The organism is Flavobacterium piscisymbiosum, assembly GCF_020905295.1.
Taxonomy (GTDB): Bacteria; Bacteroidota; Bacteroidia; order Flavobacteriales; family Flavobacteriaceae; genus Flavobacterium; species Flavobacterium piscisymbiosum.
In genome coordinates, this window is record NZ_JAJJMM010000001.1 from 5,699,300 (window position 1) to 5,716,553 (window position 17,254).

At 35.0% G+C, this 17,254-nt stretch carries 15 protein-coding genes; 12 read left to right on the forward strand and 3 right to left on the reverse strand.

Annotation, left to right across the window (positions count from 1 at the left end):
• The first annotated feature begins 41 nt into the window (after positions 1 to 41).
• On the forward strand, positions 42 to 803 hold the full coding sequence (locus LNP81_RS23990) for a C40 family peptidase (RefSeq protein ID WP_230039758.1): 762 nt from the start codon (positions 42 to 44) through the stop codon (positions 801 to 803).
• Positions 804 to 833: 30 nt separating this feature from the next.
• Positions 834 to 1,892, forward strand: coding sequence for an SMI1/KNR4 family protein (locus LNP81_RS23995; RefSeq protein WP_230039759.1), 1,059 nt, complete (start codon positions 834 to 836; stop codon positions 1,890 to 1,892).
• Between the two features lie 141 nt (positions 1,893 to 2,033).
• Here the strand turns inward: LNP81_RS23995 and LNP81_RS24000 are convergent, their stop codons facing one another.
• A complete protein-coding gene (locus LNP81_RS24000) occupies positions 2,034 to 2,879 on the reverse strand; it encodes an AraC family transcriptional regulator (RefSeq protein ID WP_230039761.1) in 846 nt (281 codons plus the stop codon).
• A 119-nt stretch (positions 2,880 to 2,998) separates the two neighbouring features.
• Here LNP81_RS24000 and LNP81_RS24005 point away from each other — a divergent pair, with 119 nt between their 5' ends.
• The 4 genes from LNP81_RS24005 (at position 2,999) to LNP81_RS24020 (ending at position 6,284) form a co-directional block, all read left to right on the forward strand.
• A complete protein-coding gene (locus tag LNP81_RS24005; protein WP_230039764.1) occupies positions 2,999 to 3,988 on the forward strand; it encodes an aldo/keto reductase in 990 nt (329 codons plus the stop codon).
• Positions 3,989 to 4,392: 404 nt separating this feature from the next.
• Positions 4,393 to 4,995: an NAD(P)H-dependent oxidoreductase gene (locus LNP81_RS24010; protein WP_230039766.1), complete on the forward strand. Its 603-nt coding sequence runs from the start codon at positions 4,393 to 4,395 to the stop codon at positions 4,993 to 4,995.
• An 18-nt stretch (positions 4,996 to 5,013) separates the two neighbouring features.
• The gene (locus LNP81_RS24015; RefSeq protein WP_230039768.1) at positions 5,014 to 5,292 is read left to right on the forward strand and encodes a putative quinol monooxygenase; all 279 of its coding nucleotides are present in this window, start codon (positions 5,014 to 5,016) and stop codon (positions 5,290 to 5,292) included.
• Between the two features lie 8 nt (positions 5,293 to 5,300).
• Positions 5,301 to 6,284: a zinc-dependent alcohol dehydrogenase family protein gene (locus LNP81_RS24020; RefSeq protein WP_230039771.1), complete on the forward strand. Its 984-nt coding sequence runs from the start codon at positions 5,301 to 5,303 to the stop codon at positions 6,282 to 6,284.
• A gap of 84 nt (positions 6,285 to 6,368) precedes the next feature.
• On the opposite strand, the gene LNP81_RS24025 is transcribed toward LNP81_RS24020, so the two are convergent.
• Positions 6,369 to 7,076 carry a class I SAM-dependent methyltransferase gene (locus LNP81_RS24025; RefSeq protein ID WP_230039772.1) on the reverse strand — a complete coding sequence of 236 codons (708 nt, stop codon included), beginning with the start codon at positions 7,074 to 7,076 and terminating at the stop codon, positions 6,369 to 6,371.
• Between the two features lie 328 nt (positions 7,077 to 7,404).
• Here LNP81_RS24025 and LNP81_RS24030 point away from each other — a divergent pair, with 328 nt between their 5' ends.
• Together LNP81_RS24030 and LNP81_RS24035 are read left to right on the forward strand one after the other, a co-directional pair.
• Positions 7,405 to 8,286, forward strand: coding sequence for a LysR family transcriptional regulator (locus LNP81_RS24030; protein ID WP_230039774.1), 882 nt, complete (start codon positions 7,405 to 7,407; stop codon positions 8,284 to 8,286).
• A gap of 543 nt (positions 8,287 to 8,829) precedes the next feature.
• Positions 8,830 to 10,107 carry a DUF2130 domain-containing protein gene (locus LNP81_RS24035; RefSeq protein WP_230039775.1) on the forward strand — a complete coding sequence of 426 codons (1,278 nt, stop codon included), beginning with the start codon at positions 8,830 to 8,832 and terminating at the stop codon, positions 10,105 to 10,107.
• Positions 10,108 to 10,335: 228 nt separating this feature from the next.
• On the opposite strand, the gene LNP81_RS24040 is transcribed toward LNP81_RS24035, so the two are convergent.
• A complete protein-coding gene (locus tag LNP81_RS24040; protein ID WP_230039776.1) occupies positions 10,336 to 11,118 on the reverse strand; it encodes an META domain-containing protein in 783 nt (260 codons plus the stop codon).
• A gap of 267 nt (positions 11,119 to 11,385) precedes the next feature.
• Here LNP81_RS24040 and nirB point away from each other — a divergent pair, with 267 nt between their 5' ends.
• The 4 genes from nirB to LNP81_RS24060 all read left to right on the forward strand — a co-directional run bounded on the left by nirB (position 11,386) and on the right by LNP81_RS24060 (position 17,217).
• On the forward strand, positions 11,386 to 13,899 hold the full coding sequence (gene nirB / locus LNP81_RS24045; protein ID WP_230039777.1) for a nitrite reductase large subunit NirB: 2,514 nt from the start codon (positions 11,386 to 11,388) through the stop codon (positions 13,897 to 13,899).
• Between the two features lie 264 nt (positions 13,900 to 14,163).
• On the forward strand, positions 14,164 to 14,541 hold the full coding sequence (gene nirD / locus LNP81_RS24050) for a nitrite reductase small subunit NirD (RefSeq protein WP_230039778.1): 378 nt from the start codon (positions 14,164 to 14,166) through the stop codon (positions 14,539 to 14,541).
• A 220-nt stretch (positions 14,542 to 14,761) separates the two neighbouring features.
• On the forward strand, positions 14,762 to 15,346 hold the full coding sequence (locus LNP81_RS24055; protein WP_230040951.1) for a DUF4202 domain-containing protein: 585 nt from the start codon (positions 14,762 to 14,764) through the stop codon (positions 15,344 to 15,346).
• A 65-nt stretch (positions 15,347 to 15,411) separates the two neighbouring features.
• Positions 15,412 to 17,217 (forward strand): PAS domain-containing sensor histidine kinase, encoded by a 1,806-nt coding sequence (locus tag LNP81_RS24060; protein ID WP_230039779.1) that lies wholly within the window; start codon positions 15,412 to 15,414, stop codon positions 17,215 to 17,217.
• Positions 17,218 to 17,254: the final 37 nt, after the last annotated feature.

Below are 17,254 nucleotides of genomic sequence, written 5' to 3' on the forward strand. Positions count from 1 at the left end.
AATGAAACAACTCCAAATTTTCAACTAATAAATTACCCTAAATGTTCGGAATTTGCAATCTAGCCATAGTACCCGTTCGATCTGAGCCAAGTGACAGAAGTGAAATCGTCACACAACTTTTGTTTGGCGAACACATCGAGATTTTAGAACGTCAAAATCAATGGGCCCGAATAAAAATTCAGTTTGATGATTATGAAGGCTGGGTAGATTCGAAACAATATCAGGTAATTTCAGAAGCAAATTATAAGCAATTAAGCAATGAAGCCATTATTTTGAATGCCGATTTGATTGATTATATCAGCGCACCCGAAAATTTATTATTACCAATTCCGCTTGGTGCGTCCTTATCTTTTTTGAATAATAACGAAATCAATACTGCTAATTTCGAATTTGAAGGCACAAAAACAAGTGGCGTAAAACCTAAAAATGCTTTAATAAACACCGCTTTCATGTACTTAAACGCACCTTATCTTTGGGGCGGAAAAACACCTTTTGGAATCGACTGTTCCGGTTTTACTCAAATGGTATACAAACTAAACGGATATAAAATTCACCGCGATGCCTCACAGCAAGCGCTTGAAGGAGAACCTTTAAGTTTTATTGAAGAAAGCGAGCCGGGAGATTTAGCCTTTTTTGACAATGACGAAGGAAACATCATTCACGTAGGCATCATTATGGACAACAATTACATCATTCACGCAAGTGGAAAAGTCCGTATTGACCGTTTAGATCACTTAGGAATTTACAATCCTGAATTAAACAAACACACACATAAATTACGTGTGATTAAAAAAATAATATAATTCTTTTCAGCAACCCTTAAAGAAAACACCTTGACAAAGATTTCATTATCTAAAACAGATTTCACAATCAACGATGTTGATATTCAATTTCCAATTGATATAGATAATTTAAAAAAGGCTTTGGGAGAGTATCGTTATATAAAGAAAAAATACAACCATATTTATACTTGGGATAATCTTGGTATCATAGCATTTTCTAAAGAAGGAATACAAGCAGAAAACATAATGCTTGAGCTAAAGTGCAATGAATATGATTATTGCTCGAAAAATCCTTTTAACGGAGAATTTCTTTTTGACGGACAAGAACTTTTTAAATTTTACGAATCCAACAAAAATCAATCAGTAAAACTTTTTAAAGGAGACAAAACCGGAGCTCTTATCCTTAACGGAATCAGCGTTTGGTTTGATAAAGAAGATGGTAAAATAACTGCACTTGACATTTCTTCATATCAGGAAAAAGAAAAGAAAGCCAAAACACCTATTGATCCTGAATTTAAGCAATTTGAATCCTTATGGCAGGAATGGATTACCGAAATTAATAAAATCGTTGCAACTGATAATGATTATTACAATCTTACAGATGGTATTTCTCCAGAAGAATTAGAACAACATTCAGCCTTAGAAAATGAAATCACAATTCCGCCCGCACTTCAAAATTTTTACAAAGTTCAAAATGTAGAATATGATGCCGTAACTTCTGCTTTTCAGTTTTTGATAGGAGATTGGACATATGATCTTATTCCGTTTGAAGATATTGCAGAAGAATGGAATTCGATACAAGATTTACAATTTGACGAAGACGATCTTCCCGAATTAGAAATAGACTTAGAAAAAATCAAGACAGACAATTACGCAAATCCAAAATGGATTCCGTTTGCAACAGGACGAAATGGAGATTACTTACTCTACAATACAGATCCGGCAGAAAAAGGAAAATTCGGCCAAATCATAGAACTTCAAAACGAATCCTGGGAACGAAACATAGTAGCTGAATCTTTAGAAGAGTTTCTAAAAAACGAAATAAACAACCTAAAAACCGGCAAAAACCAACATTTCGATTTTATAATCGGCAAAGAAGAAATAAATTAATTTTTTTTTTTTTTTTAGCCACAGATTATAGGATTAAAAATGATTTTAAAATCTGTGTTAATCAGTGGAATCAGTGGCTAAAAAAATCCGCGACAATCCGTGTTTTCGCTTGCGAATCCGCGCCATCCGCGTGCCAATTCATCACGCACTAACACGAATCACTTTCCTAAATTCAGAAGGACTATTCCCTCTCTGTTTCTTAAAGAATTTATTAAAGTGACTTTCATCTGTAAAGCCAAATTCATAGGCGATTTCGTTAATGCGTTTATCGCTAAACTGCAAACGATGTTCAATCAGTTTCGTTTTATAATTACTTATATATTGCTGCATGGTTTCATTAGCATGTTTCTTAAAATAACGGCCTAAATATGTATTCGAAATACCAAAATACTCACTAAGAGATTCCGCTTTAATCCTTTCCGGATAATAAATATTATTCTGAATGTATTGCAAAATATCCATTGCCTTAGCCTCGCAGCCAATATTTACCTGTTCCGGTAAATACTTCGCAATATTTCGCGCAACCACAATAATCAGCGTGTTCACCAATTGCTGAATCAATTCTTTATTATAAACATCCTTATCCTGACGTTCGCGAATAATCGCTTCTACCATCACTTTTACCAAACATTTATCAGCTTGATTCTTTAAAATACAACCCGGCTGATGATTCGCATTTTGTAGAATATATTCTAAACGCTGAATATTCTCATTCTGCAAACTCGAATTCTTCAAATAAATATCATTAAACCTCAAAAAGAAAAACTTTGTTTCCGTTTCAATCGTAAAATTATGACAATCCTCAGGCGTCAATAAAAACATATGACCGGCATCATATTCAAAAATATTTTTGTTGATACATTGCCTTCCCGTACCCTCTAAAATATACACCAGTTCAAAGAAATTATGACGATCTCCAACATCCGGATATTCATCCAGAGTTTCAAAAGAAACCGTAAACGGCTCGTATAAATTTTCTTTTTTCATAATAGTCTTTATTAATTCGGCTACAAATTTACATAAAAAAGACAAATATATACAACTTAACACTCTTAAAAATGGTATAATTTTGCCAAACAAATTTTAAGGATCAAAAATATAATATTATGGAATATAGAAAATTAGGTAACACTGAACTTGAATTATCAACTATTACATACGGTGCATTTGCTATTGGCGGAAACATGTGGGGCGGAAACGAAAAGAAAGATTCAATCGATTCTATTCACGCTTCAATCGACAACGGTGTTACCACAATCGACACCGCTCCTTTTTACGGATTCGGTTTAAGCGAAGAAATGATTGGAGAAGCATTAAAAACACAAAATAGATCAAAAGTTCAATTATTAACCAAATTTGGTTTGGTTTGGGACGGAAGCAACAACCAAAAAGGAGAATTTTTTTTTGATGCAGAAGACAACGGAAAAGAAATTCCGGTTTACAAATACGCCTCAAAAGCCAACATTATCAAAGAAGTCGAAGATAGCTTAAAACGCCTTCAAACCGATTATATCGACTTATTGCAAATTCACTGGCCAGACTCCACTACTCCAATTCACGAAACTATGGAAGCTTTGGAAACCTTAATAAAACAAGGAAAAATCAGAGCAGCAGGAGTTAGTAATTATAGCGCAGAACAAATTCAGGAAGCACAAAAAACAATACAATTAGCATCAAACCAGGTTCCGTACAGTATGTTGAATCGCAGTATCGAAACAGATTTAGTACCGTACACAACTGCAGAAAACATCGGAATCATTGCTTACAGCCCGATGGAAAGAGGCTTATTAACCGGGAAATATTTCACAGATAGCAAACTAAAAGACAACGACCACAGAAACGGATATTTCGGTCAGTTTGATCTTCAAAAAGTAAAAACTTTAGTTGAAGAATTGAGCTCACTGGCAAATACAAAACACATTTCAATCTCACAATTGGTTTTACGCTGGACGACTTTACAAAAAGGAATCACTATCGTTTTAGCCGGAGCAAGAAACGCAGAACAAGCCATTTCAAACGCAAAAGCATTGGATTTTGATTTATCACTTTCAGAACTAGATTTTATTAATCAGGCTATTGCGAAAGTAAAACAATAGCATTCTTTAAAATTTTAAACAGATAGAAACATAGCCAAAAGGAATGCATAAAGGCGTTTCACTTGTTTAAACAAACATAGTTTGCGCAATATTGTCATTCCGAGGAACGAGGAATCTTCGCGAGAAACTCTACAAAGATTGGCAATTCACTATGCGGAGTTACTTGCGAAGATTCCTCGTTCCTCGGAATGACAAACTGTGAGGACAGTGTTTGAGAAATCAGTTCAAAACCAATGTTTCTATGTGTTTAAAAAAATTACACTCAATCAATAAAAATAATTAGGGTGTGACCCGCAGAAAAAGCGGGCCGGGCTATTCGTTACAATCTTTTATGCCGAACCCCGGCACAAAAGGATTTCCACTGCTATCCCTCACACTCACGAATTCATAAGAAAACAAGAAAAATGAAAAAAATATTTATCATCAACGGAAGTCAAAATTTCGCGCATTCAGGCGGGAAATTCAACGAAACCGTTACCGACTGGACAATCGAATACTTAACCAACACCAAACAATTCGAAATAAAAACAACCGACATCAAACAAGATTTTGATCTTGACGAAGAAGTCGAAAAATTCGTTTGGGCAGATGTTATCATTTATCACACGCCAGTTTGGTGGTTTCAGTTACCAAACCTTTTCAAAAAATACATCGACGACGTTTTTACAGCCGGACACAACAAAGGAATCTACAAAAGCGACGGAAGAACCAGAACAAATCCGGACATCAATTACGGAACCGGCGGACAATTACACGGTCGTAAATACATGCTTACCACAAGCTGGAATGCACCTGCAACAGCCTTTACACTTCCGGGAGAATTCTTCGAAGAAACATCTGTAGATGATGGAGCGATGTTTGGTTTCCATAAAATGAATAAATTTACAGGTATGGAAAAATTAGACGGCTTCCATTTTCATGACGTTGAAAAAGGTGCAACTGCAGAAAACATTGACATCTTTAAAGAAAATTACACCAAACACTTAGAAAAAACTTTTAACTTCTAACCTTTAACTTTCACTATTATGATCTCAATTACAGCACTATTCAAAAGTAAACCAGAAAATAAAGAACAATTACAAAGCATGCTAAATCATTTGGTGACCGAAACCAGAAAAGAAGATGCTTGTGTACGATACGACCTTCATCATTCTGAAAATGTTTTTATCATTTGGGAAGAATGGCAGGATCAACCAGGATTAGACATTCATAATAATCAACCCTATTTATTAGATTTTATCGCCAAAAGCGAAAGTTTAGTTTCATCACCTATTCAGGTTTACAAAACGGTTCAAATATTATAATTCAAAAAATGAAAGCACTTTTCACAAACACATACGAATCTGATTTTGTAACCACAGAAACAGCAAAACCAACTCCTAAAAAAGGAGAAGTTTTAATAAAAATCCACGCAAGCGGCGTAAACCCTATCGATAACAAAATCAGATTAGGACTTTCTCCTTACGCATCTCCTGTTTTACCAGCTATTTTAGGAACAGATCTTGCCGGCGTTATCGAAGCAATTGGCGAAGGCATTACTAATTTTAAAGTTGGCGATGAAGTTTATGGACTTGCCGGAGGAGTTTTAGGAGTTCAGGGAACTTTAGCCGAATACACCGCTGTCGATGCAGATTTATTGGCCATAAAACCAAAAAACCTAAGCATGAAAGAAGCCGCTGCAATTCCGTTAGTATTGCTTACCGCTTGGGAAGGTTTGATTGACAGAGCCAAAGTACAAAAAGGCGACAAAGTTTTGGTGCATGCCGGAGCTGGCGGAGTTGGTCATATGGTAGTTCAGCTTGCTAAAATTGTTGGTGCCGATGTTTATGCAACCGTTTCTGAGCAAAAATCAGCTATTGTAAAAGGATTCGGAGCAACGCCAATTGATAAAAACACTCCCGTTGAGGATTATGTAAATCAATATACAGACGGAAAAGGATTTGATCTTATTTACGATACACTTGGTGGTCAATCACTTGATAATTCTTTCAAAGCCATTCGTCATTACGGGCAAATTGCGAGTTGTTACGCTTTCGGGACACATACTTTAGCAACAAGTTCGCTTCGTTCTGCCAGTATTCATGGTGTTTTTGTTTTACGCGCCATGATTGGTAATGAAAATGAAGGAAGAAAACACCACGGAGATATTCTAAAACAAACCACAAAACTAATCGAAGAAGGAAAATTAAAACCTTTAATTGACCCAAGAAAATTCACTTTAGACAATGCTATAGAAGCACATAATGCCGTAAGCGATGGTTCTGCAATTGGTAAAATTGTTGTAGAAATCGTTTAAGTTTTTTTTGCCACGAATTACACGAATTTATTTACTCTTGACGCTTTAAAATTAGTGCAAATTCGTGAAATTCGTGGCAAACTATTATTTAATTCCGCCAAAAGCACCAAAACACATATTCTTGTGTAAAATTTCAACACTTGTAAAACCCACTTTTTTCATTAAATCCAATTGGTAATTCATAGATCTTGGCGTGTCTTCTTTTTCTACATAATCCAAAACTTTCTGGCGATATTCTGCCCCGCCAATTCCTTCTAAATAATCACCATAACGCTGCCAGGTATATTCGTTCAACAATTCGGTATCCTGCGTAATCAAATCTGAAATCATAAAACATCCTCCGGGTTTCAGTAACTTGAAAATCTTAGCAAAAGTTGTTTCCCAATCCTGATCATCTCTCAAATGGTGCAAAACTGCGCTGGCCAAAATAATATCAAAATGATTCTCAGGCAAATCGACTTCGCGAATATCACCTTGCTTCACTTCTACACTTCCATTCGTTGCTTCTGATACTCTTTCAAAAGCCCTGTTTAACATCGGCAAACTCAAATCGACTAAAGTGCAATTCAAATTCGGAACTTTCGAAAGCATTTTTAAAGTGTAATTTCCTGCTCCACAGCCAATATCCAGAACGTTTTTCGCATTAGGAACAATCCTTTTAGAAGCTTCTGTAATTAATTCCAAAGAAATAGTCGCGTCGATTGTCGCGACTTGTCCGGTTTCTAAGTTTGAGAATCTTTCGACATCATTATCAAAACGCTCTCTGATTTCTGTAATAGTTGATTTTTTCATAGTTTTTGTTTTTTTTTATGGCACACGGATGACGCGGATTAAACTGGTTTGCACGGATTTTTTCTTTTTAAATCTTAATAATCTGTATCTTTTTTTTGCCACAGATTAAAGGATTAACACAGATTATTATTTTCAAGCATAATTAAAAATCCTTTTAATCCTTTAATCTGTGGCAATAAATCCTTTTCCCTTCAATAAAATAAAATATCCGTGTAAACCCGCTTAATCCGTAAAACCTGTGGGCATATATTTTTTTAGTAAAAGTATTTCTTTCATATATACTTCAAAAATACTTATTTTGTCAATTATTAATACCTAATAAGTATTTATGGAATTACGTCACTTGAAATATTTTTTGGCTGTAGCCGAAGAATTAAACTTTACCAAAGCTGCCGAAAAGCTTTTTATTTCTCAACCGCCTTTGAGTCGCCAGATTATCGAATTAGAAGAAGAAATCCAGGCACGCTTATTCATTAGAAATAATAAAAAAGTCGAATTAACCGAAGCCGGAAAATATTTCGAAAAAGAAGTAAAAGCACTTTTTCAGAATCTGGAACGCATTACAATTAAAACAAAAAAAATAGCAGAGAATGTTTCCGGCGAATTTAGAATCGCTTATATCAGTTCGATTTATTCTTCTGTAATTTCAGAATTAATAAAACATCTCAAAGAGCAATTTCCGTACGTCAGTTTCAAGCTTTTTGAAGTTTCTACAACCAAACAAATCGATGCTTTAGAACAAGGAAAAATCGAATTAGGCATTATTCGTTCGCCGATAAAATCTCCCAAAATAAAATCGCAATTGTGGTTTCAGGACGGATTTTCGGTAGTTTACAATAAGAGTTTAATCCAAATTAATTCTGAGAAAGATATTCCGAATTTAAAAGACGAAACTTTTGTGTTTTTTAATAAAGATTACGCGCCGCATTATCATGAAGTTTTACTGGAACTTTGTGCCTTTTATGGTTTTACGCCAAAAGTTGTTCACGAATCGAACAATATTAACTCAATTGTACAACTGGTCAAAAACGGTTTGGGAATTTCGATTGTCCCATCTAATATTGCCAGAAATAATCAAGATCCGGAAATTGGTTTTATCGAATTAAAAAAAGTTAATTTATATACTGATGTTTCATTGATTACTTCAAAAGAAGACGATTCAGAAATCACGAAATCTGCGGTGGCTTTTTTATTGAATTTTAAAAAGTAATCACAAGAGTTTCGCGCTAAGTTTGGTTTAAAAATAATCTCGCAAAGTCGCAGAGTCGCAAAGTTTTTTCTCATTTTATGTCATTTCATCGAAGGAGAAATCTTCGCGAGAAACTCGACAAAGATTGGCGATTTAGCATGTGTAGAATAGATTAAAATCCATCCCTAAAATATGATCCGTTCCTCCCGAACTCTTTATAAAATTCCGTAGGAATGATTTATTTTGTAGCTAGGGATTTTAATCTCTTGAAACGCAAAGTAACCCCAATCTTGTCATTTTGAGGAATTAGAAATAACAAACAGCAGGATTAACCAGTACTTTAAAATAAACTTTGCGACTCTGTGACTTTGCGAGATTAATTTAAATTGTGGAAATCCGTAAAAAATAAAAACTTAAAGGAATTAAATTGCACACAACAAATACACAAAACACTAAGCAATTAGTACAAAAAAGTTACAATTTATCACAGATAAATCTTCTAAAAAGAACGAACTTTTAAATACCTTAGCAGATTATTACATTACCTAAATAAAATCAATAAAAATGGCAGAGCAATCTTCAATTCAGTGCCCAAATTGCGGAACTACAATCGATGTAAATGATATTCTAAAACATCAATTGGAAGATAGTATTCGTAAAGAATTTCAACAAAAAGCAAATGCTCAAGCCAAAGAGCTGGAACTTAAAAACGAGCAATTCGAAAAAGCAAAAACCGAATTTGAAGCCAAAAAGAAACAGGAAAATGAACTTTTTGCAGAACGTTTAGAACGTGAAAAAAAGGTTGCCGAAAAAGAAATAACCGAAAAAGTAAAAACTAAACTCGACGAAGAAAACAAAGATCGTTTGGTTGCAATGGAAAAAGAACTTTCTGAAAAATCAGAAAAACTTCGTGAATTAAATAAAATGGAAGGCGAAATTGCGAAACTCCAACGTGAAAAACTGGAGATGAAGGACGCCATCGAAGCTCAAGCTCAAAAACAGTTGAATGAGACTTTAGTTTTAGAACGTGACAAAATTCGTAAACAGGAAGAAGAAAAAAACGAGCTTAAAATAAAAGAATACCAAAAACAATCTGACGATCAAAAAAAGCTGATTGAAGAAATGAAACGCAAGCAGGAACAAGGTTCTATGCAATTGCAAGGCGAAGTGATGGAATTGGCGATTGAAGAATGGCTGGCCAATAACTTTCCGCTTGATAGTATTGATGAAATTAAAAAAGGTGCAAACGGAGCTGATTGTCTTCAGATTGTAAATACTCGTGAACTTCAAAATTGTGGTTCTATTTATTACGAAAGCAAGCGTACAAAAGCCTTTCAACCAGCGTGGATTGAGAAATTCAAAAATGATATTAGAACAAAAAGAGCAAATATTGGCGTTTTGGTGACCGAAGTAATGCCTGCCGGAATGGACAGAATGGGAATGCGCGACGGGATCTGGATTTGTACCTATGAAGAATTTAAAGGTTTAAGCGCTGTTTTACGTCAATCGTTAATTCAGATTAGTCAGGCTGTTCAGGCGCAGGAAAACAAAGGCGATAAAATGTCGATGTTGTATGATTTCTTAACCAGTAACGAATTCCGTTTACAGATTGAAGGAATTGTAGAAGGCTTTACGCAAATGCAAGGCGATCTTGATGCCGAAAAAAGAGCGATGCAGCGTATCTGGAAACAACGCGAAAAACAAATTGAAAAAGTGGTTCATAATACATTAGGAATGTACGGTTCTATTCGTGGTATTGCCGGAAATGCGGTTCAGACCGTGAGAGCTTTAGAATTAGATTTTATTGAAGAGGATAAAGAAGATCTTAAAGAATTGGAATAACAATGCGAAATGGCACGCGGATTAAACGGATTCGCTAACGCGAAAACGCAGATTTGCACGGATTTTTTTTTTTGTAATGTTCATTGCAAGGAACGAAGCAAAAACTATGTACAGAATTCACACAAAACTATAGTAAAAAGGCTTCACTAATAATAGTGAAGCCTTTTTATTTTTAACTAAAATCTTCTCACTTAACTTTTTTTTTGAAAGACATATTTATATCCAAAATTAATCTACTTTTCTAAACACCAAAAGTTTTCCAGACGGATTAGAAAGCGTTAATCTATTATCTCCAATAGAATACGTAGTCGTACTTTGCAGCGCTTTTGTAAATTGATCTTCTTTATTTCCCGGCGCACAAGCCATCATCGTAGCCACTACCTTAGAAAATCGGAGTAAATCTTTTTCATAAAAAATACTGCCACTAATCGCATTACAGCCTCCGTAACCCATAAATTTATTTTCTGACGAATTGATTTCAATTCTTGGTAATTCCTTTTGAAAATCGGTTATAAAAACCTTGAATCCGTTTAATTCTTCGAGCACCCAAATATCGTGCAGACGATAATCAGTATTATAATTTCCGCATCCGCTTAATTTTGTATCAGTAAGTTCGCTGTTATTTTTAATTTCAACTGAAACTTTATAAGGAGAAATTGCGCCCGACATCGAATTTTGACATTCTAATTGCTGAATCGTAATTGTCGCAGTTGATGTTTCATTAGTTACTTTATACATTTTTATATTAGCATCCATTGCTTTTATGACTTCGGTTGCAGGGAAAGTAAGTTTTTCTTTTCCGGAAATTAAAGAGGTGAACTCAATATTCTCAGTTCCCATTTTTATACCCCAAAAAGGTTCGTTTCCGGTTCCAGTAAAGTAATATTTCATTTGATCTTCCTGAGTTCCATATTCAGAAGTAGTGCTTTTTGTATCTGAAGTTTTGCCTGTTGTAGATTTACAACCTACTATTAATAAAAGTAATAGCAAAAACGAAAGTGATTTTTTCATAGACTTTATGTTAAGAATATTCTATTTAAATAAAACATATATAAAATTCTTATGAATTTACAACATTTTTTTGAAATGCTTATTTAGAATCTTTTCAAATTTATAAAACTATAACTTCCTGAATTCTTTCAAAACCCGCGCTACGTAAAAGATTACGATAAAATACGTAATAAACAATCCACTTTTAATTATAAAAAATAAAAATATTACGTATTTCAATACGTATAAATACTTATATTTGCGTAGTAATACTTAATTAAAGAAATCATGATAAGAGTAATAGTAGTTGGAAACGGCATGGTTGGTTATAAATTTTGCGAAAAATTCATTGCAAAATCAGGACAGGAAAAGTATCAGATAACCGTTTTTGGTGAAGAACCACGACGTGCCTACGATCGTGTTCACTTAAGTGAATACTTTGGAGGAAAAACTGCAGACGATTTATCACTCTCAACAACCGAATGGTACTTAGAAAATAATATTACTCTAAACACTTCTGAATTAATTACAGATATTAATCGCTCAGAAAAAACAATACACACCCATTTAGAAAAAACTCATACGTACGATTACTTAGTTTTGGCAACAGGATCTTCGGCATTCGTTCCTCCTATTGACGGCGTCGAAAAAGAAGGTGTTTTTGTTTACAGAACTATCGAAGATCTGGATGCAATTATGGCTTACGCCAAAAAAATAAAGCAAAAAGGGGCAACAGAAGCTGCGGTTTTAGGCGGAGGATTATTAGGACTTGAAGCTGCGAAAGCCGTTCGTGATTTAGGCTTAAATCCGCATGTTGTAGAATTTGCTCCCCGTTTGATGCCAAGACAATTAGACAAAGGTGCAAGCGATATGCTGCAATCTAAAATCGAAGAATTAAATATTGGCATTCACCTAAACAAAGCAACACAATATATTGACGGAGAAACATGTATAACGGGAATGATGTTTGCAGAAAACGAATTGTTAAAAGTTGACATGTTGGTTATTTCTGCCGGAATAAAACCTCGTGATGAACTGGCTAGAGTTTCAGGACTTGAAGTGGGTTTACGAGGCGGCGTTGTGGTAAACAATCAAATGCAGACATCAGATCCTTCGATTTTTGCAATTGGCGAAGTAGCACTTTATAACCAAAACATTTACGGACTTGTTGCTCCGGGTTACGAAATGGCCGATGTTGCCGCTGAGCAAATCTTAAATGGTTCTAAAACCATGAGAGAAACCATCGATATGTCGACTCAATTAAAATTAATTGGTGTTGAAGTAGCGAGTTTTGGTGATCCTTTCGTAGAAAATAATGATGTAACTGCCATTATTTATGAAAATAAATTAAGCGGAATTTACAAAAGAATCAACGTGACCAAAGATTCTAAAACCTTATTGGGCGGGATTTTAGTTGGAGATTCCAGCGATTACAATTCTCTTTTTCAAATTTTTAGTAATGCCATGGCACTGCCAAAAAATCCTGAAGATTTAATTTTAGGTTCTCGCGATGGTTCTGAAGGTTCTAGTTTAGGTAGCGTTCTGGATTTACCTGATACTGCAGTAATTTGTTCTTGCGAAAATGTTACCAAAGGTGCTATTTGCTGTTCACTTTTAGACGAAACCTGTTCTAACTTTTCGGATGTTGTCAAACATACCAAAGCAACTTCGGGTTGTGGAGGCTGTAAACCAATGGTTTCTGATTTGGTAAAAGCCATTCAAAAATCACTTGGTAAAGAAGTCAAAGATGTTATTTGTGAACACTTTAGCTACACACGTCAGGAATTATACGATTTGGTTAAAATCAATAAATACGAGAATTTTTATGAAGTAATCGATCATCATGGCAAAGGCGATGGTTGCGAAGTTTGTAAACCTGTCGTAGCTTCTATTTTCTCCAGTATTTATAATGATACTGCCAATAAACACGTAACAACTCAAGATACAAACGACAGATTTCTAGCCAATATTCAACGTAACGGAACTTATTCTGTTGTTCCAAGAGTTGCTGGAGGTGAAATTACTGCCGAAAAATTAATTGTAATTGGCGAAGTAGCCAAACAATTTGATTTATATACTAAAATTACCGGAGCGCAACGTGTCGATTTATTTGGAGCGCATTTGAGTGACTTGCCAAAAATCTGGAAAATCTTAATCGATAATGGTTTCGAAAGTGGTCACGCTTACGGAAAATCGCTTCGCGCCGTAAAAAGCTGCGTTGGAAATGCCTGGTGTCGTTACGGAATGGATGACAGCGCCGGATTTGCCATCGAACTCGAAAACAGATACAAAGGAATTCGTTCTCCGCACAAACTAAAAGGTGGCGTTTCGGCCTGTATTCGCGAATGCGCCGAAGCCCGGGGAAAAGATTTCGGATTAATCGCTGTTGAAGGCGGCTGGAATTTATACATCGCAGGAAATGGCGGTGCCAACCCAAAACACGCCGTTTTATTGGCTGAAAAAATTGATAAAGAAACTGTTATTAAATATCTCGATCGTTTTTTAATGTATTACATCCGTACTGCCGGTCCGCTAATTAGAACTGCAACCTGGTTGGATAAACTAGATGGAGGTTTAGAATATTTAAAAGAAGTAATCATCGAAGACAGTTTAGGAATCTGCGAAACCCTTGAAGCCGAAATGCAGACTCTGGTAAATACTTTTGAATGCGAATGGAAACAAGTATTAGAAAAACCAAGATTATTAAAACGTTTCAATCACTTTGTAAACTCTGAAGAGAAAGATGACAATGTTGTTTTTGTCCCGTTAAGAGATCAAAAAGCGCCAAAAGCATGGACATAAAGCTTTATACATAATTATTTAAACACATAGAGACATAGCTTTTAAGAGTGAATAAAAAAGGCATTTCACTTAATTTAAACACACATAGCTTTCAAAGATTTTTAATTTTTAATTCTCAATTTTTAATTAAACAATTCAGCTCCAAAAAAAAGAAAAAAATATCACAAAAACGTTTGCTGTCCTCTTACCCTCTTTTTTACTGCGCCATCAAACTCTCTTGATTGTAAAAAGAGGGATAAGAACAGGAACACAAAACTTATCAAAATGGAAGAAATCTTAAATCAATACGAAACAGTTCATCCAAACGATGCAACAATTTGGTTCAAAGCCGGAAAAGTAGAAGATTTCCCTACCAATCGTGGCGGCTGCATCAAATACAAAAACAAACAAATTGCCATTTTCAATTTCGCACGCCGCAACCAATGGTACGCTTGCCAAAACGCCTGTCCGCATAAAATGGAAATGGTTCTCGCAAGAGGAATGACAGGTTCTACAGATGATATCCCAAAAATTGCCTGCCCAATGCACAAGAAGACTTTTTCGCTGGTTGATGGTTCTAACCTAAACGGCGATGATTTTAAAATTGCAACTTATCCAATTAAAGTTATTGAAGATGAAGTATTTGTTGGTTTTGTGGATTAATAAATTTCTGCTCTAAAACAATTTAAACACATAGGAACATAGCTTTTAGAAACCCTAAGAAGGCGTTTCACTTGCATTAACAAACATAGCTATGTGTTAGAAACCAGTTTCTTTCCAATTTTCTTTTTTCTAAAAAGCCAAAAACCTATGTTTCTATGTGTTTAAAAATTAAGCTTTATTAGTTAATTATGTATCTTTGAAATCTATTATCTTACCAACAATGACTACACCTTTTCAAAAAGCAAGCGAGTGGATTGATGCTGAAAACGCACAGGATCCTAATATCGAAATCGATCAAAATACCGAATACCCAAAGGAATTATTATATTCGAACAGAATGTACGAAAGACTGATGCAGTTTGAACCCGAAGCTTCGGAGCAAATTCAGATTGCCTCAAAAGCACAACACATTTGCCGATGGAAAGTCGCGCGCGAATCCTACCCAATGGATCGTGTGGGCTATTTAAGATGGCGAGAAGACCTGAAAAAATTTCATGCTAAAACTACTGCCGAAATTTTAGAAAAAGCAGGATACAATCAGGATTTTATCGATCGTGTTTCTTTTTTAATCGAAAAGAAATTATTGAAAAAAGATGCCGAAACACAATTGCTCGAAGATATTATTTGTCTGGTATTTTTAGAATATTATCTGGATCCGTTTGTGCACAAACACGACGATGAAAAACTAAAAAACATCATTAAAAAAACCTGGGATAAAATGTCTGAAAAAGGACATCAGGAAGCCTTAAAAATTAATTATTCTCAAGAAAATCTCAACTTAATAAAAGCCTCTTTAGGATTGTAATCTGATAGATGGAATACATTTAAAACAAATTTCATTTTAAGATAAAAGACAAATATTCACTTCGAATGAAAAAAAGCAATCAGGAAGCTGCAGATAAAATCAATTTCAAAAATTTACGCCGTTGGTATTTTTTTGCACTCTGGACTATTGCTATAACCGTCATTCTAAGTCAGATCCTCGTTCAGTACAATTTAAAACAACAATTAAGCGATTCTAAAATTATCAATATTTCAGGCAAACAGCGAATGCTGAGCCAGAAAATTGTAAAAGAGGTTTTGATTTTAAATTATGTTTCAGACACCGTTTCCCAAAAACAGATTTCGCATTTAAAAGATGTTCTCGAACTCTGGAAAACCACTCAAAACGCGCTTGAAAATGGCAACGACAGTTTGGCTTTTCCCAGAGAAAAAAGCGAAACTCTCAATAAATTGTATGCCGAAATCAATCCGGTTTTCAGTACTATCAGTCAATCAACCGATTCTTTTCTATTAAACTTAAAACAAAAAAGCAACTTAGCCCAGAATCAAACACTGGTTCAGACCATCCTGAAAAACGAAGGCGTTTTCCTTTCAAAAATGAATCGAATTGTAAGTCAGTACGATCTCGAAGCGCACGAAAAAGTTACAGAACAACGCAAAATAGAATATTGGATTTTTGCCTTTACACTTTTCGTTTTACTAATGGAGTTTTTCTTCATCTTCAAACCTACCAACAAAAAAATAGAAAAACTGATTGCCAAACTTTTATCGTCTGAAAAGAAAGCTTTAAAACTCGCTTACGACACTGAAATCATTAGCGAAATAAAAGAAAACTCAGTAAAAGAATTAAAGTCGCTGAATTACGCCATGGAAAATACGTTGCTGTATTGCCGTATTGCGCCAGATGGTTCGATCATTCATATTGGAGAAAAATTTGCCAAACTCTTAAATTACACCCGATTCTCCTCTGATAAAAAATTCTCTGAAGTACTAACAACCGATGAGAAAGAACAACTTAATATTGACCGAATCATCTTTGAAAAACACAGAAGTGGCTGGCAAGGCGAAATTAAAATAATCAATAAAGAAGCGCAGACTTTTTGGCTTGATTTATCCATGGTTCCCGTAACGATCAAAAAAGAAGAATCAGAACTTTTAATAATCTGTTTCAATATTACCGAGCGTAAAAAAGCACAACGCGAAGTCGAACGCCTGAATATCGAAAACAGTACTGAAAAAATCAATCAGCAAAAGATTATTTCGAGTAAAATTGTTGAAAATCAGGAAAACGAACAAAACCGAATCGCAAAAGAAATTCACGACGGAATTGGACAAATGCTTACCGGATTAAAATTTAGTCTCGAAAGTATCAATCTCGACGACAAAGAGAAATCAGCTCAAAAAATAGAATACCTAAAGAAACTATCACTCGATATTATAAAAGGCGTTCGTACCGCCACTTTCAACCTGATGCCTCCGGAACTGAGCGATCACGGCATCGTTTCCTCTTTGGCAAAACTTACCCAGGAACTTTCTAAACTAACCGGAAAAGAAATTCTGTTTTACAACAAAACCGACTTTAATCAGCGTTTAGATTCTCTAATCGAAATCAACATTTACCGACTAACGCAGGAAGCCATCAATAATGCCATAAAATATGCCGAATCATCGCATATAATCGTCCAGCTTTCGCACAGTAATACTTTGTTAAGCATTATCGTAGACGACAACGGAAAAGGCTTTGACATTCACGCCGTAGACAAAAAACGCAACAGCGAATCCGGAATGGGATTATTGTTTATGAAAGAGCGAATTCAATACGTAAACGGTCGCGTATTTATTAATTCTATTCCTGGCGAAGGAACGAGAATTACTTTTAATATTCCGATTTAGAAAAAGGAAATTCCGAATTTTAAAATTCCAAACCAAT